The following is a 19,017-nucleotide window of genomic DNA, read 5'->3' as shown; positions in this document are numbered from 1 at the left end:
GAAACTGTCGGTGGTCACCCTTAAAGTCCCGCCCATGCGTTCGGTCCAGGCTCAGCTCGCCTTCGACGAGCTCGGAACTCCCTTGCGGGACACCACTTTCGTCGTCTTCGACCTCGAAACGACCGGGGCTCCGCCGGGGCCGTCCGGGATCACCGAGATCGGCGCGGTGAAGGTGCGCGGCGGCGAGGTGCTGGGCGAGTTCGCGACGCTGGTGAACCCGGGCACACCGATCCCGCCGCAGATCGTCTCACTGACCGGGATCACGCAGGCCATGGTCTACGACGCGCCGCCGATCGAGGAGGTGCTGCCGGCGTTCCTGGAGTTCGTCGGGGGTGCGGTGCTGGTGGCGCACAACTCGGGCTTCGACACGTCCCACATGCGGGCGGCGTGCGAGGGCCACGGGTACGTGTGGCCGAAGCTGACGGTGGTGTGCACGGTCCGGCTGGCGCGGCGGGTGGTGCCGCGCGACGAGGTCGGCCGGTACAACCTGACGGCGCTGGCGCTGCTGTTCGGCGCGAAGACGCGGCCGACGCACCGGGCGCTCGACGACGCGCGCGCGACGGTGGACGTCCTGCACGGCCTGCTGGAGCGGGTCGGCAACCTGGGCGTGCACTCGCTCGAGGAGCTGATGGGCTACCTGCCGGAGGTCACAGTCGCCCAGCGGGCGAAGCGGCACCTGGCGGCCGACCTGCCGTCGGCACCGGGCGTCTACCTGTTCAAGGGGCCGAAGGACGAGGTCCTGTACGTCGGCACGGCCAAGGACCTGCGGCGGCGGGTGCGGACGTACTTCACGGGATCGGAGAACCGCAGCCGGATCCGGGAGATGGTCGCGCTGGCCGAGGGCGTCGACCACGTGGTGTGCGCGCACGCGCTGGAGGCCGAGGTCCGCGAGCTCCGGCTGATCGCGGCGCACCGGCCGGCGTACAACCGGCGGTCGAAGAACCGGCACCAGGGCTGGTGGATCGGCCTGACGGACGAGGCCTTCCCCCGGCTGTCGGTGGTCCGCCTGCCGCGGCCGGGGGTGCTGGGCCCGTTCCGCAACCAGGCGGACGCCCGCACGACGGCCGACACCCTGGCGGGGGCATCGGGGCTGCGGACGTGCACCCAGCGGATCTCGCCGCGGTCGGCGAACGGGACCCCGTGCGTGCTGGCGGAGCTGGGGCGCTGCGGAGCACCGTGCGCGGGACGGCAGAGCGAGGCGGCGTACGTCCCGGCGGTCGAGTCGGTCTCGGCCCTGATCGCCGGGGTCGACGGCGGCCCGTTGCACACGGCGGCGGCGCACGTGGAGCGCCTGGCGGCGGGGCAGCACTACGAGCAGGCAGCGCGCCACCGCGACGAGCTGGCGGCGCTGATCCGCGCGTTGGGGCGAGCCCACAGGCAGGCATCGCTGGCATCGATCGGCGAGCTGATCGCGGCGGCCCCCGACGGCGCGGGCGGCTGGGAGCTGTCGGTGATCCGCTACGGCCGCCTGGCATCGGCAGGCGTCGCGCGGCGCGGGGTGCCGCCGATGCCGGTGGTGGAGGCGCTGGTGGCGTCGGCGGAGACGGTGTTCCCGGAGCCGGGGCCGTTGCACGGAGCGCCCCCGGAGGAGGTGGGGGTGCTGCTGCGCTGGCTGGCAAGGCCGGGAGTCCGGCTGGTCCGGACAACCCGCCCCTGGGCCGAACCGGCGGCGGTGGCGGGGTGGCGGGGGTGGCTGGACCTGGTCGCGGACGCGCACTCGCTGGAACACGTGCACTGACGGCCCGGCCCACGCACGCGACGAGCCGGCCCACGGTCGACCGCACAGGCACGCGGGCCGACTGCCTAGGAACACCGGGCGACCCGCCCGGCACTTACGCCGACCACCCGGCACACCGGCCGACCCCGCCCGGCACGCACGCCGACCGACCAGGCACACCAGCCAACCCCGCCCAGCACGCACACCGACCACCCCGGCACACCAGCCAACCCCGCCCAGCACGCACACCGACCACCCCGGCACACCAGCCAACCCCGCCCAGCACGCACACCGACCACCCCGGCACACCAGCCAACCCCGCCCAGCACGCACACCGACCACCCCGGCACCCCCTGCCGACCCTCCAGGCACGCGGGCCGACCGTGTGGTTGCCGAGGACTCAGGCCACCGAGGAGTCCAGGGCGTCCAGCAGCCACGTGTGGGCCAGCCCCAGGGGCGCCGCAGCACCCGTCACCTCGGCTGTCAGCTGCCAGTAGCGGCGCAGCCGCGGATTCCGATCCGGAGCCGTCCGGTGGTTCAGCGCCCTGCGGAACGCCACACTGTCCGTCGCGCCCAAAGCCGTCGCGTGGGCTGCCACGAAACGGTCCAGCTCCGGGCCCGCCGCCGGCTCGGCTCCGGCCGCCAGGAGCACCGCCGCCGAGGCGCAGGCCTCGCCCACCTCCGCGTGGAGCTCGCCCAGGTCCGCGATGCGGTCGTGGCCCGCCAGCGTGCTCGCCGCGAGGTCCGTGGCCAGCCGGGTGTCCGCCGCGAGCAGCACCAGCGAGGCGTACGCCACCACCTGGGCCGTCGACGGCTCGGCCGGTGGCTCCGGTGCGCTGACGGCCAGGAACATGCGGGCCGTGTCCGGGGGGATCGGGCCCGTCGTCATCGGGCGCCACAAGCGGACCAGCGTCTCGTGGGCCGACCACCCGTCCTGGACCGCGGACAGCAGCTCCAGCCGGGCCGCCCGGTCGGCCGGCGCGACCTCCGACACCGCGCGCAGCACCGACCGACGCCAGCTCAGCGTCGCCAGCTCGCGGTCGAGGGCCGTCCGCTCGGCCGCGACGGCGTCGTCGAGGGATCGGCGGCCGTCGAGGACGTCGGTGATCGGGCGCAGGCCCAGCCCGAGCCCGCGCAGGCGGCGCACCAGGGTGAGCCGGTCGATCGCCGCGCTGTCGAAGCGGCGGTGACCGCCCGCGCTGCGCACCGGCTCCAGTACGCCCTCGTCGCAGTAGAAGCGGATCGTGCGGACGGGCACGCCCGTCCGGCGCGCCAGCTCGCCGATGCCGAGTGTGTCTCCGGTCACCTTCCGTCGAACCTCCAGCCGGGTGGAATTCCTACGGTACGGCCATGGACAACGCCAGACTCGCCGACGGCCTCCACGAACACACCGCGGGGTTCGCCGCGGCCGTCGAGAACGCCGATCCCGCCACGATGGTGCCCACCTGCCCGGAGTGGCCCCTGCGGACGCTCACCGGCCACATCGGACAGGCCCACCGCTGGGCCGCGAGCATCGTCCGGGACGGGCCGTCGCCGGTCCCCGACCCCTTCGACGCCGACCCCGGCGCGCCCGAGAAGTGGTCCGCCTGGCTCCGCGAGGGCGCCGAGGAGCTCGAAGCCGCCGTGCGAGCCGCCGGCGACACTCCGGTGTGGACGTTCTTCGGGCCGCAGCCCGCCCGGTTCTGGCTGCGCCGGATGCTGCACGACACGGTCGTCCACCACGCCGACGCGGCCCTGACGACGAGCAGGGCGTTCACCGTGGCGCCGGACGTCGCCGCCGACGCGATCAGCGAATGGCTGGAAGTGCTGTCCGACCCCACCACCGCGACCCTCAACCCGGCCTTCGCCGAGCTGCGCGGCACCGGCCAGACTCTCCTCCTGAACCCCGACGACGCCGACCCGGGCTGGCACATCACCCGCTCCCCCGACGGCGTCCGGTGGACCCGCGCCACGAAACCCGCGGACGTCACGCTGACCGGCCCGGTGCAGAACCTCCTGCTCGTCTTCAGCCGGCGCCGGCCCGCCCAGAGCGTCGCCGTCACCGGCGACGAAGCACTCGCCGCGCACTGGCTGGCCCACACCGCGGCGTAGCTAGGATCGCGGAGGACACCCGCAGACGAGTCTTGGAGGACCCAGGTGATCACCGCGATCGTGTTGATCCAGGCAGAGGCGGACGCGATCCCGGACGCGGCGCAGGCGATCGCCGACATCGAGGGGGTCGGCGAGGTGTACTCGTGCGCCGGGGACGTCGACCTCATCGCCACGGTGCAGGTGTCCACGCACGAGGACCTCGCCGACCTGATCCCCGGCAAGATCGGGAAGGTGCCGGGCGTGCTGGACACCGTCACGCACATCGCGTTCCGGTCCTACAGCCGCACCGACACCGAATCGGCCTTCTCGATCGGCGTCGAGGACTGAGCGGGCTCCGAGCCACTCCCGCGCCCCAATGTGGCGTTGGTTGCGTTCAACGCACCGAACGCCACATTGGGTGCGTCTGACGCACCGAACGCCACATTGGGGCGCTGGCCGTCGGCCAATACGCAGGTTCCGGAACGCCGAAGGCCACCTCCCGCGGGAGGTGGCCTTCGGTGTGGGTGGACCTAGTGGTCCGACTGCTTCGCGGACGACGCGGCCTCGGCGGAGTCGAACTCGCCGTGCTGGCCGTGCTGCCCGTTCTCGCCGCCGGAGTGCCCGTTGCCGTGGGCCCGCTGCAGCGCCGCGGTCTCCTCGGCCGGGTCCGGGGACCAGAACGTGCCCGGCACGGCCTGACCGGCCGAACCCAGCTTGTTCATCTTCTTCGGCACCGACGCGCCCTGGTACTCGAGCGCGACCGCGTGGCCGTGGCTGTCGACGCCGGCCAGCGGCTGGTGGATCTCGATGAACTCACCGTGCGGCAGCCGCTTGATGATGCCCGTCTCGACGCCGTGCTCCAGCACCTCGCGGTCGGCCCGCTGCAGGCCTAGGCAGATGCGGTAGGTGAAGTAGTAGGCCAGCGGCGGCACGATCAGCACGCCGATGCGGCCCGCCCACGTCGTCGCGTTCAGGGAGATGTCGAACTGGTCGGCGATGATGTCGTTGAAGCCCGACAGCTCGATGACCATGAAGAAGCCCAGCGCCATCGCGCCCAGCGCCGTGCGGACCGGTGCGTCACGCGGCCGCTGGAGCAGGTTGTGGTGCGCGGTGTCCTTGGACAGCTTCCGCTCGATGAACGGGTAGCCCAGCAGCAGGCCGAACAGGATCGGCATGCCGACCGCGCCGGGGAAGAACACCGCCGGGATCGTGTAGTTCCCGAGGTAGACCTCCCACGCCGGCCAGATCCGGAGCATGCCGTCGGCCCAGGCCATGTACCAGTCGGGCTGCGAACCCGCCGACACCTGCGCCGGGTTGTACGGGCCGAAGTTCCACACCGGGTTGATCTGGAACAGGCCCGACATCAGTGCCAGCACACCCACGACCAGGGTGAAGAACGCCCCGCCCTTGAGCGCGAAGTACGGCATGATCCGGACGCCGACGACGTTGGTCTCCTTGCGGCGCACGCCCGGGAACTGCGTGTGCTTCTGGTACCAGACCAGCGCCAGGTGCGCGCCGACCAGCGCGAGCATGATGCCCGGGATCAGCAGGATGTGCAGCGTGTACAGGCGCGGGATGATCTGGTCGCCGGGGAACTCCCCGCCGAACAGCGCCCAGTGGATCCAGGTGCCGGCCACCGGCACCGAGAGCACGATGCCCGAGAGCGTCGCGCGGATACCGGTGCCGGAGAGCAGGTCGTCCGGCAGCGAGTAGCCGAAGAAGCCTTCGAAGCAGCCCAGGATCAGCAGCAGGCCACCGATCACCCAGTTCGCCTCACGCGGCCGCCGGAAGGCGCCGGTGAAGAAGATGCGGAGCATGTGGACGGCCATGGACGCGACGAAGATCAGCGCGGCCCAGTGGTGCAGCTGCCGCATGAACAGGCCGCCGCGGACGTCGAACGAGATGTCCAGCGTCGTGCGGAACGCCTGCGACATCTCCAGGCCCTGCATGTTCTTGAAGCTGCCGTGGTAGACGACCTCCTGCATGGAGGGGTCGAAGAACAGCGTCAGGTACACACCGGTGAGCAGCAGGATGATGAAGCTGTAGAGCGCGATCTCGCCCAGCAGGAACGACCAGTGGGTCGGGAACACCTTGTTCATCTGGTGCCGCAGGCCCTTGGCCAGGTGGTACCGCTGGTCGGCGTTGTTCGCGGCCTCGCCCAGGTGCCGCTCGACGGCACTCGAGCCCTTGGTCGGCGTGGTGAGTGAACTCATGACTTACGCTCCCAAAAGGCCGGACCGATGGCCTCGATGAAGTCGCCTCGCGCGATCAAGTATCCCTCTTCGTCCACCGTGATCGGTAGCTGGGCCAGCGGACGGGTCGCCGGGCCGAAGATCGGCTTGGCGTAGTGGAGGGCGTCGAACTGCGACTGGTGGCACGGGCACAGGATGCGGTTGGTCCGCTGCTCGTACAGGGAGGTCGGGCAGCCGACGTGGCTGCAGATCTTCGTGTACGCGTAGTAGTCGCCGAAGTTGAAGTCCTCCTGGCCGGCCCGCTTGACGACCTTGGCGGCGTCGGTCGGGCGCAGGCGGATCAGCATGACCGGGTTGTCGACGCGCATCAGCGCGGCGGCCAGCGCCTCGGCGTTGTTGCGCTCGGACTCGCGGAACGGGAACACCGTCTCCATCGCGCCGGCGTCGAGGTCCTCGGCCTTGACCAGGGAGATCTCGGTCTCCTTGCCGTGCTCCACCTCGACCGGCTTGCCGGTGGCCCGGCGCAGGTAGACCTTCTCGCCGGGGAAGTTCGGCTGCCAGCCGGTGTGCCACAGCGAATCGCGGGTCTCCGTGTCCTTCCACGGGTTCTTGATGAAGGACGCGATCGGCAGCGCCGCGGCCGCGAGGCCGAGCGCACCCGCACCGGCGATCGCCGAGCGCTTGATCAGCGAGCGGCGGGCGATGGTGCTGCGGTTCCCGGCGTCGGCCAGGTGCGCCAGGATCGTCTGGCGGTCGACCTCGGCCGACCCCTCGCCGCCCGCGTCGCTGCGCTGCTGCACCGCGACCTCGGCGGGCACGAACTTCTTCGTGTACAGGATCACGCCGATGCCGAGGCCGAGGATGGCCAGGCCGAGCGTGACGCCGAGCATCGGGGTGTAGAGGCTGTACCAGAAGTGGCCGCTCTCGTTGTCCGGCGCCTCGTACTGCCACGGCCACCAGATCAGCGAGACGACGAACCCGATCCCGGCCAGCGCGGACAGGCCGAACCAGAACGCGACCAGGCGCTCGGCGCGCTTCTCCGCGCGGGTGCCCTCCACGGGCCACGGGGTCGGGTACTCAACGATCTCGACACCGTCGAGCTGCCCACCCAGCTTGACCAGCTGGTCCCGGTCCATCTCAGCCAGTTCCGCCTCCGACGGCGGCTTCGGCCCCTCGGCACTCATGCCTTCGATCCAATCCACAACGTCACGCCGATCAGCGCGGCGATCCCGACGATAAAGGCGATGACGCCCTCCGAAGCGGGGCCGACCCCGCCGAGGCCGGCACCACCCGGGTCATTGTTGCCGTCCGACACCGACTTCACGTAGGCGACGATGTCCTTCTTCTCCTCCGGCGACAGCTGCCGGTCGGAGAACTTCGGCATGTTCTGCGGGCCGGTGAGCATGGCGGTGTAGATCTGCTCTTCGCTGGCCGGGTCCAGGTTCGGCGCGTACTTGCCCGCCGACAGCGCACCGCCGCGGCCGGTGAAGTTGTGGCACGACGCGCAGTTGAGGCGGAACAGCTCGCCACCGCGGGCCGGGTCGTCGCCGCGCAGGGCCTCGCCCTTCTCCGCGGGACGCTGGACGCCGCCGCCGTGCGCCTGGATGTAGGCGCCGACCGCGTCGATCTCGGCCTCGGTCAGCTTCGGCGGCTTCCGCGCGGCCTGGGCCTCCTGGCGCGCGGCCGGCATGCGACCCGAAGAAGTCTGGAAGTACACCGCGGCGTCGCCGATGCCGATCAGGCTCGGCCCGCGGTCCTGCACGCCCTCGAGGTTCGCGCCGTGGCAGGCGATGCAGGTGTTGTTGTAGACCTGCTCGCCGAGGCGCAGCTGCGCCGGCGTGCCCTGGGCCTGCGCGGTCTGCGGCTCCGGCACGAGCAGGGCGTAGCCGGCGCCGGCACCCACCAGCGCGATGCCGAGCGCGAGCAGGCCGGCGAACCGCCTCCGCAGCTTCGACCGCGCGCGGTAGCGGCGCTCCGAGGATTTCGTGCTGGTGGTCATCTTGCGGCAACCCTTGCTGTCAGTTCAGGCCGATGGTGAAGGTGGTGGCGGCTGGGTGGGACCTACGGAAGGAGGTAGATCACACCGAAGAGGCCGACCCACACGATGTCGACGAAGTGCCAGTAGTAGGACACGACGATCGCCGACGTGGCCTGGGCGGGCGTGAACTTGCTCAGTTTCGTGCGGATGAGCAGGTACACGAAGGCGACGAGCCCGCCGATGACGTGCAGGCCGTGGAACCCGGTGGCGAGGTAGAAGACCGTGCCGAACGGGCCGGACGGGATCGTCATCCCCTCTTCGACCAGGTTGTGGTACTCGTTGGCCTGGCCGCCGACGAAGATCGCGCCCATGATCAACGTGATGATGTACCAGCGGCGCAGCCCGTAGACGTCGCCGCGCTCGGCCGCGAACACGCCGAACTGGCAGGTCAGCGAGGACAGCACGAGGATCACCGTGAACGGGATCGCGTACGCCACGTTGAGGTGGAACTCCTCGCCGTGCAGCGGCGGCGGCCACTGGCCGGACGAGTTCTGCGCCTTGACGGTGAAGAACATCGCGAACAGTCCGGCGAAGAACATCAGCTCGCTGGAAAGCCACACGATGGTGCCGACACTGACCATGTTCGGCCGGTTCAGCGAGTGGACCCGCTGACTGATGGTGGGAGCTGCCGTTGTCACGCGTCGCATTATGTCCTCTCGCACCGCCGCTCCGCCGGGTGGGTCCACGGCGAGCCGTCTGCGTAACCGATCACACCGGATGCCCGGGAAGGTGAGAGCTACTCATGGGTTTACTCGACCGCCTGCTTGACCTGGTCAAGAAGCGGGAAACGCCCGGTCTGACGCCTGACGCGCCGGGGTTGGAGATCGTCGCCGAGGCCTTCGACCCGGTCGTCGCGGACTCCGCCGTGCTCGCCGGTTCACCCGCCTGGGTCGCCGCGGCACCGGCCGTCCTGCGGCACCACCTGCTCCTGCCGCCGGACCGGCTCGCCGAGGCGGCGTCGATCCTCGCCCAGGACGGCTATGAGCTGCGAGAACAGGCCCCTTCGGAGGGGTTGACGCGGGTGCTCGCGGTCCGCGTCCAGGTGCTCGACGCGCTGCACTGCGCCCAGGAACGGTCCCGGATGGCGGGTCTCGCGCAACGATTGGGCGGCGACGCGCTCGGCTGGGACGCGCAACAGCCGGAGCCGACCGCGTGATGTCGGTCTCTGCCGATACGATCGGCGGAGACGTACACGGCGAGACGGAGGCGTGTCCAACATGGGCGAGCGGTCGATGCGGGTCCTGGTGTTCAGCCACAAGGCGGAGGTGCGCGAAGCGATCGTGAACGCGGTCGGCCGGCGGCCCGCCGCCGACCTGGCGCGCGTGGACTACGTCGAGGCGGCCGGCATCGCCGACGTGCTGTCCGAGGTGGACGCGGGGAACGTCGACCTGGCGATCCTCGACGGCGAGGCGCAGCCGACCGGCGGCATCGGCCTCTGCCGCCAGCTCAAGAGCGAGATCACCGACTGCCCCCCGATCGTGGTGTCCGTGCGGCGCAAGGACGACCGCTGGCTGGCCACCTGGTCGCAGGCCGACGCCGTGCTGGTGCACCCGCTGGACCCGCTGACCGCCGCGGAGACCGTCGCCGACGTGCTGCGCGCGCGGCGGGTCCCCGTCGCGAACGGCTGAGCCCGGTGACCACCCCGGTCCCCCGCACCTGGCCACCCCTGCTCAAGCAGCTCGTCGCGGGCGCCGACCTCTCCGCGGAGGACACGGCGTGGGCGATGGACCAGATCATGAGCGGCGCGGCGAGCCCCGCCCGGATCGCCGGGTTCGCGGTCGCGCTGCGCGCCAAGGGCGAGACGCCCGAGGAGATCGCCGGCATGGCGGCGACGATGCTGGCGCACGCCAAACGCGTCGAGCTGGACCGCCCGGCCGTCGACATCGTCGGCACCGGCGGCGACGGCTCGAACTCGGTGAACATCTCGACGATGGCGACGATCGTCACGGCGGCCGCCGGGGCGCCGGTGGCCAAGCACGGCAACCGCAGCGCGTCGTCGAAGTCCGGCGCGGCGGACGTCCTCGAGGCGCTCGGCGTCACGATCAGCCTGCCGCCGGAAGACGTCCAGCGCAGCCTCGCCGAGGTCGGCGTCGGGTTCTTCCTGGCGTCGGCGTTCCACCCGGCGCTGCGGCACGCCGGCCCGGTGCGCAGCGAGCTCGGCATCCCGACGACGTTCAACCTGCTCGGCCCGCTGACCAACCCGGCCCAGCCGGGCGCGGCGCTGGTCGGCTGCGCGTACGCCGACAAGACGCGGGTGCTGGCGGAGACGTTCGCCCGCCGCGGCACCCGCGCCCTGGTCGTCCGCGGCGACGACGGCCTCGACGAGATCACCACCACGACGACATCCACCGTCTGGGTGATCTCGGACGGCACGGTGACCGAGCGCAGCTTCGACCCGGCCGACGTGGGCATCGCCCGCGCGACGGCGGCGGACCTGCGCGGCGGCGACGCGGCGGCGAACGCGGAGGTGATCCGCGAGCTGGTGGGCGGCAAGCCGGGCCCGGTCCGCGACGCGGTCCTGATCAACGCGGCGGCGGCCCTCACGGCCTTCACGGGCTTCTCGGAGTCCCTGGAGGACGATCTGCGGGCCGGCCTGACCCGGGCCGCGGAGGCGATCGACTCGGGCGCCGCGGCCGCGCTACTGGACCGCTGGATCGCCTTCAGCTGACCGGGACCCGCGTGACCGAACCCGGAACTCGCGTGATTGAAGCCGGAACTCGCGTGACTGGGGCCGGAACTCGCGAGTTCCGGCTTCAATCACGTCAGTTACGTCCCTGATCACGCGAGTCACGTCCCGGATCACGCGAGTTGCGGGTCTGGTCACGACCGGCAGGCCGGTTCCGGGGCGGGGCGGCGGGGTTCCGGCGCGGCGGCCGGTTTGCGGCTGCGCTGCGGTGCCAGCGCGGCCGCCAGCACCGCGAGCATGCCCAGCGCCTCCGGCCAGGTCGGGCGGTGGCCGTAGCAGGCGATGTCCACCAGCACCGCGACCACCGGGTACAGGTAGGACAGCAGCGCCACCGTCGTGGTCGGCAGCTTGCCGATGCTCGCGTACATCAGCACGTACATCAGTGCCGTGTGGACGGTCCCGAGCAGCACCAGCCAGAGCAGCCCCGGCGTCGTCGACGGCAGCGGCGTGATCAGCAGCGCAGGCGCCAGCACCAGCGCGCCCACCGTCGTCTGCACGGCGGCCAGCAGGTGCGGGCGGATGTGCTTCAGCTGCTTCGCGACGAAGGACGCTCCGGCGTACAACACCGCCGCGCCGAGCGCCAGGGCGATGCCGGCGAGCTGGACCGGTTTGCCGTCCTCGCCGTGGGCGGACAGCGAGATCAACGCCACTCCCCCGAACGCGATCGAGGCCCGGGCCAGGTGACTCTTCGCGACCTTCTCGCCGAGGAAGGCCGCCGCCAGGCCGACCAGGATCAGCGGCTGGGTGTGGTAGACGACCGTGCTGACCGAGATCGACGACAGCGCGTACGAGGCGAACAGCAGCACCCAGTTGCCGACCAGGAACAGCCCGCCCAGCACGGCCAGGCCGAGGTCGCGGCGGGACGGCCGCCAGGCCGGCAGCCAGCCGCGGGCGAGGCACCAGAGCACGAGCAGGGCACCGCCGACGAGGCAGCGGGCGAAGGCCACGGCCGGGGCGGCCGCGCCGCTCTCGAGGACGACGGCACCGATCGTGCCGGACATCGCCATCGCCGCGGACCACTGGAGCAGCGGGCGGGTTTCGGAGTTCGTCATGCGACCAGGTTCGTCCCGCGGCCGGAGATCAACCAGTGTCAGAGATGACAATGGCCGCAAAACTTGTGACACACTGGCCGGCATGGACGTCAACCGGGTCGCCGTCGTGCTCGCCGACCGCGTTTCGCCCTTCGAGCTGGGCGTCGCGTGCGAGGTGTTCGGCACCGACCGCAGCGCCGACGGCATCGAGGGCTGGGACTTCGGCGTCTGCTCGCCGGCCGGGGCCGCGGTCGAGAGCTGGTCCGGGTTCGGCCTGGCCGGCCTGCGTGACCTGGACTTCGCGGCGGCGGCCGACCTGCTGATCGTGCCGACGTGCGCGCCCCGGACCGCCCCGCCGCCGGAGCCGGTGCTGGACGTCCTGCGCGACGCGGCCGGGCGCGGGGCCTGGGTCGCCGGGTTCTGCGCGGGCGTGTTCTCCCTCGGCTACGCGGGCCTGCTCGACGGCCGCCGCTGCACGGTCCACTGGGTCTACGAGGCGGAGTTCCGCGCTCGCTTCCCGGCGGCCCAGGTGGACCCGCAGGCGCTGTACGCCGACGACGGCGGCGTCCTGACCAGCGCGGGCACGGTCGCGGCGGTCGACCTGTGCCTGCACCTGGTCCGCCGGCTGCGCGGGGTCGCGGCGGCCACGACGCTGGCCCGGCGGATGGTGGCGGCCCCGCACCGCGCGGGCGGCCAGGCGCAGTTCGTCCAGGCGCCCGTCCCGGCGACGGCGGCGGGCGACGACGCCGTGGTCGCGGAAGCCCTGGAATGGGTGGAGCGGCGGCTGGACCAGCCGTTCACGGTGGCGGAGCTGGCCCGCCGCAGCGGCCTGGGCGAGCGGACGTTCCTGCGGCGCTTCTCGGCGGCCACGGGCACCACGCCGCACCGCTGGCTGACCGAGCGGCGGCTGGACCGCGCCCAGGCGCTGCTGGAGGAGGGCGGCCGGTCGGTGGAGGACATCGCCACGGCCTGCGGGTACGCGTCGGCGGCCGCGCTGCGGCACCAGTTCAGCCGCCTGCGGGGCACGAGCCCGTCGTCGTACCGGACGGCCTTCCGGGGCTGACAAACGAAACGGCCGCCGCACCGAAGTGCGACGGCCGGTCCGGCGAGTGAAAACTCAGTCGTGCGACGGGCCCGTGTGGTACTCGAACACCAGCCCGCCGATCGTGATGAGCAGCGCGACCAGGGCGATGACCAGCAGCCAGATGTGGAAGAACGCCAGCGCCACGGCACCGAGCGCCGCGGTGGCCGCCATGCTGACCGGCCAGTAGCTGCCCGGGCTGAAGAAGCCCAGCTCACCCGCGCCGTCGCTGATCTCGGCGTCCTCGCGGTCCTCCGGGCGCGGCTCGATGCGGCGCGCGACGAACTGCATGTAGCTGCCGGCCAGGAACGCCAGGCCACCGGTGAGAAACAGCGCGACGATGCCCACCGGCTCGGCACCGTGGGTCGCGGCCAGTGCCGTCCACACCCAGTACACGCCGGCCATGAACACGGCGAAGATCGCCACGATGAAGAAGATGCGGGCTTCGACCTTCATGGGTCTTTCCTACTCCTTGTGCGGCTTGGCCGTCAGTTGGACGCGGTCCGTGCCGTGCGGTCGGTGTTGAACGGCTGGGTCGTCACCGCGTGCGGGGTGCACAGCTCGCCGCAGTTCATCTTCGCCAGCGCCTCGGCCGCGGTGAACGTCTGGCCCGTCGAGGGGTTCACCTGCTTGCGCAGCGCGATGTACTGGTCGTACTTGTCCGCCGACAGCGCCCGGACCTCGAAGTTCATCACCGAGTGGTACGTGCCGCACAGCTCCGCGCACCGGCCGACGAAGGAGCCTTCGCGGTCGATCTTGTTCTGGAAGGAGCTGTCCTGGTTGTTCTTCTCCGGGTTCGGCATGACGTCCCGCTTGAAGTGGAACTCCGGGACCCAGAAGGAGTGGATGACGTCGGTGGAGACCAGGTCGTACTGGATGGTCTTGCCGACCGGGAGCACCAGCAGCGGGATCTCGCCGGACGAGCCGACGGTGCTGACCTGCTGGCCGTCCGCCTTCTTCGCGGACTCGTCCTCGTACTTGAACTCCCAGTTCCACTGGAAGGCCACGACCTGGACCTTGACGTCCGGGTTCGGGATCTTGTCCAGGACCTTCGACTCCGTCGTCGCGGTGAAGAAGAACAGCACGCAGACCATGATCGTCGGGACGACGACCGTGAACAGCTCGAGCGGGATGTTGTACTGGAACTGCCGCGGCAGCTCCTCCGGCTCGCCGTCGGCGGTCTTCTTCTTGCGGTGGAACGTCGCGGTCCAGAAGATCAGGGCCCACACGATGACACCGACGACCAGCGCCGCGACCACGGTCCAGGTCCACAGGTTCCGCATCTCGGTGGCCTGCTGCGTGACGCCGACCGGCCAGCCGAACCGCAGGATCTCGTCGCCGGAGCAGCCCGTCGCGGTCAGCGCGACCAGCACGGCCAGCGCGGCGACGCGCACGGTCCGCTTCCCCAGGGTGCGCTCGGGTTGTCCCACTGCGCCTCGCCCTTTCACCCAGAGCCTCCTACGACAGATCTTTGTGACAGCCGGACTCTAGCCGAGTTGGCCCATCCTGCTGACCAAGGGGTAACCATCGACGTGCGTGTTACTCGCCACCAGCGTCCCGGCATACTGGGGCCTTCCCCCAGCCCGGTGAAGACCCTGAAGGTGTGTGAGTACCCGTGTGCGGCCTGCTTGGACTGATCTGCGCGACCGAGACCGGCGCGGCGAACGCGCGTGACGCCGTCGGCGCGGCCATGCGCTGCCAACGCCACCGCGGCCCCGACGAGCAGGACACCTGGGCCGACGCCGAGGTCGTCTACGGCTTCAACCGGCTCGCCTTCATCGACGTCGAGCACGCGCACCAGCCGCTGGTCTGGGGCCCGCCCGAAGCGCCGGGCCGGTACACGATGAACTTCAACGGCGAGATCTACAACTACCTGGAGCTGCGGGCCGAGCTCGCCGAGCAGCACGGCGCGAAGTTCGAGACCGAGGGTGACGGCGAGGCCATCGTCGCCGGCTTCCACTACCTCGGCGCGGACTGGGTGAAGCGCCTGCGCGGCATGTTCGCCTTCATGATCTGGGACTCGCAGGAGAAGCGGGTCTTCGGCGCGCGCGACCCGTTCGGGATCAAGCCGCTGTTCTACTCGGCCGGCCCCGAGGGCGTGGCGTTCTCCAGCGAGAAGAAGAGCCTGCTGGAGCTGTCGGACGTCCTCGGCGTCGCCCAGGAGCTGGACCGCAAGGCCCTCCAGCACTACCTGGTGCTGCAGTACGTGCCCGAGCCCGAGTCGCTGCACACGGCGATCCGGCGCGTGGAGTCCGGGACGTCGTTCGAGGTGGTGCCCGGCGGTGAGGTGAAGTTCACGCGCTACTTCCACCCGCAGTTCAGCGCGAAGCCGGTCAACTCGCCCGCCGAGGCCGAGGAGCTGTACCAGCGCATCGCCGACGTGATGCGCGACTCGGTCGGCAAGCACATGATCTCCGACCCGGACGTCACGGTGGGTGCCTTCCTGTCGGGCGGCATCGACTCCACGGCCACCGCCACGCTGGCCAAGGAGCACAACCCGAACCTGATCGCGTTCACCACCGGGTTCGAGCGCGAGGGCTACTCCGAGGTCGACGTCGCCGCCGAGTCGGCCGCCGCGATCGGCGTCAAGCACGTGGTCCGGACGGTGTCGGCGGACGAGATGATGGAGGTGCTGCCGCTCATCGTCTGGTACCTCGACGACCCGGTCGCCGACCCGGCGCTGGTCCCCCTGTGGTTCATCGCCCGCGAGGCCCGCAAGCACGTCAAGGCGGTGCTGTCCGGCGAGGGCGCGGACGAGCTGTTCGGCGGCTACACGATCTACAACGAGCCGATCTCGCTGGCGCCGTTCGAGAAGATCCCGGGCGGCATGCGCAAGATCATCGGCAAGGTCTCGACGAAGATCCCCGAGGGCACCCGCGGCAAGGACCTGCTCCGCCGCGGCGCGCTGCCGCTGGAGGACCGCTACTACGGCAACGCCCGCAACTTCCGCGACGACCAGCTGCGGAACGTGCTGAAGACCTACCAGGAGGGCGTCGGCTTCAAGGACGTCACCGCGCCCTGGTACGACGTCTCGCGCGGCTGGGACCCGGTGGCCCGCATGCAGCACGTCGACCTCTACACGTGGCTGCGCGGCGACATCCTGGTCAAGGCCGACAAGGTGACGATGGCCAACTCGCTGGAGCTGCGGGTGCCGTTCCTGGACGCCGAGGTGTTCAAGGTCGCGGCGTCGATCCCGCTGGACCAGAAGCTCGCCCACGGCACGACGAAGTACGCGCTGCGCCAGGCCCTGGCCAAGATCATCCCGGCGCACGTGCTCAACCGCCGCAAGCTCGGCTTCCCGGTGCCGATCCGGCTGTGGCTGCGCAACGAGATGTACGACTGGGCGAAGGGGATCATCAGCGACTCGAAGACCGAGGAACTGCTGGACAAGAAGGCGATCCTGGCCCTGCTGGAGGAGCACAAGGCGGGCCAGCTCGACCGCAGCCGCCAGCTGTGGGCGCTGATCGTGTTCATGCTGTGGCACGGCATCTTCGTCGAGCACCGCATCAAGCCGGAGATCCCGGAGCCGGTGTACCCGGTCAAGCTCTGACGCTCGTGTGACGAAGGCCCCGCACCGGCTCGGTGCGGGGCCTTCGTCGTATCAGGGCTCAGGCGGCGGGCAGGACCGCCGAGATCTCCTCCGCGGCGTCCGGGCCGAAGGCCTCGCCGATGCGGGCCAGGGCCTCCGCGCGGTCGAACGTCCACTCCTGCGTGCCGACCGTCTCCAGCACCAGCACCGCGATCAGCGAACCCAGCTGGGCCGCACGCTCCACGCCCAGGCCGCCGTCGAGGCCGGCCAGGAAGCCCGCGCGGAAGCCGTCGCCGACGCCCGTCGGGTCGGCCTTGGTGCGCTCGGGGACCGCGCCGATCTGCAGGGCGACGCCGTCCTTGCCGACGATCTCGACGCCCTTCTCGCCCAGCGTCGTGATCCGCAGGCCGACCTGCTCGAGGACGTCGGCCTCGGTCCAGCCGGTCTTCTGGAGCAGCAGCTCCCACTCGTAGTCGTTGCTGAACAGGTACTTCGCGCCGGCGACGAACGCGCGCGCCTGCTCGCCGGTCATCCGGGCCAGCTGCTGCGACGGGTCGACGGCGAAGGCGTACCCGCGCTGCCGGCACTCCTCGGCGTGGCGGATCATGCCCTCGGGGTCGTCCGGGCTGATCAGCACCAGGCTCAGCGCGCCGGCGCGCTCGGCGATCGGCTGCAGCTCGATGTTGCGGGACTCGGCCATCGCGCCGGCGTAGAACGTCGCGATCTGGCAGAGGTCCTCGTCGGTGGTGCAGACGAACCGCGCGGTGTGCGCGACCTCGGACACGTGCACGCCCGAGGTGTCGACACCGTGCCGCTCCAGCCAGGAGCGGTAGTCGGCGAAGTCGGCGCCGACCGCGCCCACGAGGACCGGCTGGACGCCGAGCACCCCGAGGCCGAAGGCGATGTTCGCGCCGATGCCACCGCGGCGGACGACGAGGTCGTCGGCGAGGAAGCTCAGCGAGACGCGGTGCAGCTGCTCCGCGACCAGCTGCTCGGCGAACCTGCCCGGGAAGTGCATGAGGTGGTCGGTCGCGATACTGCCGGACACCGCGATCCTGGCCTTTTCTGCCACCGGCTGCTCCTTTGTGCTCTTTCCTCACGGCAAAAGGCGCGAAGTTACCCCCGGGTCATGACCCATCCGGGTAGTTCGCGCGTGCCCAGCCGACACTACCGGCTGGTACTCCTTCTCCAGTCGAGAGCGGATCAATAGCGTTACGAATCGTGAACGCCGTCACCGAACCCGAGACCCTGTCCGAGCTGATCGCCGACTGCGCGCTCATCCCGGCGACGCTCCAGGCCGAAAGCCTCCCGACCGCGCCCGTCACGGCCGAACCGTGGCAGGTCGACGACGCCTGCCACGGCTTGGTGGCCGAGCTCGACGTCTACGTGTAGCCCCGCAGCCATGAAGAAGGGCCCCGTCCGGGTGGACGGGGCCCTTCTTCGTGGCTGTCACTCAGTGGAACGAGTCGCCGCAGGCGCAGGAGCCGGTGGCGTTCGGGTTGTCGATCGTGAAGCCCTGCTTCTCGATCGTGTCCACGAAGTCGATGACGGCTTCCGACACGTACGGCGCGCTCATCCGGTCGACGGCGACCTTGAGGCCGTCGAAGTCGCGGAACAGGTCGCCGTCGAGCGTGCGCTCGTCGAAGAACAGCTGGTAACGCAGGCCCGCACAGCCACCGGGCTGGACGGCGATGCGCAGGTGCATGTCGTCGCGGCCCTCCTGCTCGAGCAGGGCCTTCGCCTTGGAAGCCGCGGCGTCGGTCAACGTGACGCCGTGGGTCTCCTCGGCGGTCTCGGCCTGCGTCGCGCCGGCGTGCTCAGCGGTCGTCATGGCACTCCTCATCAAAGTCGAACTCGCTGCGGATACTCCTCGTGCTGACGTGTTCAACACCCGGGGCGTCCGATCTGTTCCCCCACCATGGTCGCACATGGATCGCCCTGCTTACCGGCGGCGTGACGCCTGCAATACCCTGGTGAGGTGAGGTTCCTGCGCCGAAGCACCACAGACACCGCCGCCGACGAGCCGGAGACGACCGAAGCCGTCGACGTCGCCGGCAAGGCGTACACGCCCGGTAAGGGCAAGGCTACGCCGAAGCGCCGCGAGGCAGAGGCGAAGCGCCGCGGCCCGGTGGCGCCGCCGCCCACCACCATGCGCGAGGCGATGAAGCGCAACAAGGAACTGCGCAAGGCGAACCCCCAGACCAAGGAAGACCGCCGCGCGGCCGCCAAGGCCCGCCGCGACGCGATGATGCGCGGCGACGACAGCGCCCTGCTGCCGCGCGACAAGGGGCCGGTCAAGCGGTACGTCCGCGACCTGGTCGACAGCCGCCGCAACCTGCTCGGCCTGTTCATGCCGCTGGCGATCGTGGTGTTCCTGGCCCTGCTGGTGCCGCTGCCCCAGGTGCAGTCGTACATCACCCTGCTGTGCACGGCGATGCTGCTGGTGATGGCGATCGAGGGCTTCGTCAACGGCCGGAAGATCGCGAAGCTGGTCCGCGAGAAGTTCCCGAAGGAAGCGGTGAACGGCCGCTCGATCGGCTGGTACGCGTTCGTGCGGGCGTCCCAGATCCGCCGGCTGCGGATGCCGAAGCCGCGGCTGAAGCCGGGGGACCCGATCCCCAACTGAGCTGGTTTCGAGAAGCCGGGTGGAGCGAGCCTCCACCCGGCTTCTTG

At 70.9% G+C, this 19,017-nt stretch carries 20 protein-coding genes; 10 read left to right on the top strand and 10 right to left on the bottom strand.

Features of this window, described 5'->3' with window-relative positions:
* The first annotated feature begins 34 nt into the window (after nucleotides 1-34).
* Nucleotides 35-1,738, top strand: coding sequence for a DEDD exonuclease domain-containing protein (locus BLW76_RS14430; protein ID WP_091307237.1), 1,704 nt, complete (start codon nucleotides 35-37; stop codon nucleotides 1,736-1,738).
* A gap of 379 nt (nucleotides 1,739-2,117) precedes the next feature.
* Here BLW76_RS14430 and BLW76_RS14425 read toward each other — a convergent pair whose 3' ends face one another.
* Complete coding sequence (locus BLW76_RS14425) at nucleotides 2,118-3,023, bottom strand: MerR family transcriptional regulator (RefSeq protein ID WP_091307234.1); 906 nt, start codon at nucleotides 3,021-3,023, stop codon at nucleotides 2,118-2,120.
* A 44-nt stretch (nucleotides 3,024-3,067) separates the two neighbouring features.
* Here BLW76_RS14425 and BLW76_RS14420 point away from each other — a divergent pair, with 44 nt between their 5' ends.
* Both BLW76_RS14420 and BLW76_RS14415 read left to right on the top strand, forming a co-directional pair.
* Nucleotides 3,068-3,808, top strand: coding sequence for a maleylpyruvate isomerase family mycothiol-dependent enzyme (locus BLW76_RS14420; protein WP_091307231.1), 741 nt, complete (start codon nucleotides 3,068-3,070; stop codon nucleotides 3,806-3,808).
* A 45-nt stretch (nucleotides 3,809-3,853) separates the two neighbouring features.
* Complete coding sequence (locus BLW76_RS14415) at nucleotides 3,854-4,135, top strand: Lrp/AsnC family transcriptional regulator (protein WP_091307228.1); 282 nt, start codon at nucleotides 3,854-3,856, stop codon at nucleotides 4,133-4,135.
* Between the two features lie 182 nt (nucleotides 4,136-4,317).
* Here the strand turns inward: BLW76_RS14415 and qcrB are convergent, their stop codons facing one another.
* The 4 genes from qcrB to ctaE all read right to left on the bottom strand — a co-directional run bounded on the left by qcrB (nucleotide 4,318) and on the right by ctaE (nucleotide 8,664).
* On the bottom strand, nucleotides 4,318-6,000 hold the full coding sequence (qcrB, locus tag BLW76_RS14410; RefSeq protein WP_091307224.1) for a cytochrome bc1 complex cytochrome b subunit: 1,683 nt from the start codon (nucleotides 5,998-6,000) through the stop codon (nucleotides 4,318-4,320).
* Nucleotides 5,997-7,163, bottom strand: coding sequence for a cytochrome bc1 complex Rieske iron-sulfur subunit (gene qcrA, locus BLW76_RS14405; RefSeq protein WP_091307222.1), 1,167 nt, complete (start codon nucleotides 7,161-7,163; stop codon nucleotides 5,997-5,999). The genes qcrB and qcrA overlap by 4 nt, the downstream gene beginning before the upstream one ends.
* Nucleotides 7,160-7,978, bottom strand: coding sequence for a cytochrome bc1 complex diheme cytochrome c subunit (gene qcrC, locus BLW76_RS14400; protein WP_091307218.1), 819 nt, complete (start codon nucleotides 7,976-7,978; stop codon nucleotides 7,160-7,162). The genes qcrA and qcrC overlap by 4 nt, the downstream gene beginning before the upstream one ends.
* A 62-nt stretch (nucleotides 7,979-8,040) precedes the next feature.
* The gene (gene ctaE / locus BLW76_RS14395; protein ID WP_063749462.1) at nucleotides 8,041-8,664 is read right to left on the bottom strand and encodes an aa3-type cytochrome oxidase subunit III; all 624 of its coding nucleotides are present in this window, start codon (nucleotides 8,662-8,664) and stop codon (nucleotides 8,041-8,043) included.
* Nucleotides 8,665-8,759: 95 nt separating this feature from the next.
* Here ctaE and BLW76_RS14390 point away from each other — a divergent pair, with 95 nt between their 5' ends.
* The 3 genes from BLW76_RS14390 (at nucleotide 8,760) to trpD (ending at nucleotide 10,685) form a co-directional block, all read left to right on the top strand.
* Nucleotides 8,760-9,173: a hypothetical protein gene (locus BLW76_RS14390; protein ID WP_091307215.1), complete on the top strand. Its 414-nt coding sequence runs from the start codon at nucleotides 8,760-8,762 to the stop codon at nucleotides 9,171-9,173.
* A 61-nt stretch (nucleotides 9,174-9,234) separates the two neighbouring features.
* Nucleotides 9,235-9,645 (top strand): response regulator, encoded by a 411-nt coding sequence (locus BLW76_RS14385; protein WP_091307212.1) that lies wholly within the window; start codon nucleotides 9,235-9,237, stop codon nucleotides 9,643-9,645.
* A gap of 5 nt (nucleotides 9,646-9,650) precedes the next feature.
* Nucleotides 9,651-10,685: an anthranilate phosphoribosyltransferase gene (trpD, locus tag BLW76_RS14380; RefSeq protein ID WP_091307209.1), complete on the top strand. Its 1,035-nt coding sequence runs from the start codon at nucleotides 9,651-9,653 to the stop codon at nucleotides 10,683-10,685.
* 152 nt (nucleotides 10,686-10,837) lie between these two features.
* On the opposite strand, the gene BLW76_RS14375 is transcribed toward trpD, so the two are convergent.
* On the bottom strand, nucleotides 10,838-11,755 hold the full coding sequence (locus BLW76_RS14375) for a DMT family transporter (RefSeq protein ID WP_091307207.1): 918 nt from the start codon (nucleotides 11,753-11,755) through the stop codon (nucleotides 10,838-10,840).
* Nucleotides 11,756-11,837: 82 nt separating this feature from the next.
* Here BLW76_RS14375 and BLW76_RS14370 point away from each other — a divergent pair, with 82 nt between their 5' ends.
* Entirely contained in the window at nucleotides 11,838-12,797 is a 960-nt protein-coding gene (locus BLW76_RS14370) for a GlxA family transcriptional regulator (RefSeq protein ID WP_091307204.1), read from the top strand.
* Nucleotides 12,798-12,851: 54 nt separating this feature from the next.
* Here the strand turns inward: BLW76_RS14370 and BLW76_RS14365 are convergent, their stop codons facing one another.
* Together BLW76_RS14365 and ctaC are read right to left on the bottom strand one after the other, a co-directional pair.
* Entirely contained in the window at nucleotides 12,852-13,271 is a 420-nt protein-coding gene (locus BLW76_RS14365; protein WP_091307203.1) for a cytochrome c oxidase subunit 4, read from the bottom strand.
* 32 nt (nucleotides 13,272-13,303) lie between these two features.
* A complete protein-coding gene (ctaC, locus tag BLW76_RS14360; protein ID WP_167384604.1) occupies nucleotides 13,304-14,245 on the bottom strand; it encodes an aa3-type cytochrome oxidase subunit II in 942 nt (313 codons plus the stop codon).
* A 185-nt stretch (nucleotides 14,246-14,430) separates the two neighbouring features.
* Here ctaC and asnB point away from each other — a divergent pair, with 185 nt between their 5' ends.
* Nucleotides 14,431-16,365 (top strand): asparagine synthase (glutamine-hydrolyzing), encoded by a 1,935-nt coding sequence (gene asnB / locus BLW76_RS14355; RefSeq protein ID WP_091307197.1) that lies wholly within the window; start codon nucleotides 14,431-14,433, stop codon nucleotides 16,363-16,365.
* 58 nt (nucleotides 16,366-16,423) lie between these two features.
* On the opposite strand, the gene BLW76_RS14350 is transcribed toward asnB, so the two are convergent.
* Nucleotides 16,424-17,416 carry a carbohydrate kinase family protein gene (locus tag BLW76_RS14350; protein WP_091307195.1) on the bottom strand — a complete coding sequence of 331 codons (993 nt, stop codon included), beginning with the start codon at nucleotides 17,414-17,416 and terminating at the stop codon, nucleotides 16,424-16,426.
* 149 nt (nucleotides 17,417-17,565) lie between these two features.
* Between BLW76_RS14350 and BLW76_RS48500 the strand changes: the two genes are divergently transcribed.
* Nucleotides 17,566-17,736 carry a hypothetical protein gene (locus BLW76_RS48500; RefSeq protein ID WP_167384603.1) on the top strand — a complete coding sequence of 57 codons (171 nt, stop codon included), beginning with the start codon at nucleotides 17,566-17,568 and terminating at the stop codon, nucleotides 17,734-17,736.
* A gap of 61 nt (nucleotides 17,737-17,797) precedes the next feature.
* On the opposite strand, the gene BLW76_RS14345 is transcribed toward BLW76_RS48500, so the two are convergent.
* Nucleotides 17,798-18,175 carry a HesB/IscA family protein gene (locus BLW76_RS14345; RefSeq protein ID WP_004562664.1) on the bottom strand — a complete coding sequence of 126 codons (378 nt, stop codon included), beginning with the start codon at nucleotides 18,173-18,175 and terminating at the stop codon, nucleotides 17,798-17,800.
* Nucleotides 18,176-18,322: 147 nt separating this feature from the next.
* Between BLW76_RS14345 and BLW76_RS14340 the strand changes: the two genes are divergently transcribed.
* Nucleotides 18,323-18,970, top strand: a complete 648-nt coding sequence (locus tag BLW76_RS14340) for a DUF3043 domain-containing protein (RefSeq protein ID WP_091307193.1) — start codon at nucleotides 18,323-18,325, stop codon at nucleotides 18,968-18,970.
* Nucleotides 18,971-19,017: the final 47 nt, after the last annotated feature.

The organism is Amycolatopsis tolypomycina, from assembly GCF_900105945.1.
Taxonomy (GTDB): domain Bacteria; phylum Actinomycetota; class Actinomycetes; order Mycobacteriales; family Pseudonocardiaceae; genus Amycolatopsis; species Amycolatopsis tolypomycina.
The sequence above is the reverse complement of the archived record's forward strand: the minus strand, read 5'-3'. Positions and strand labels throughout refer to the sequence as shown.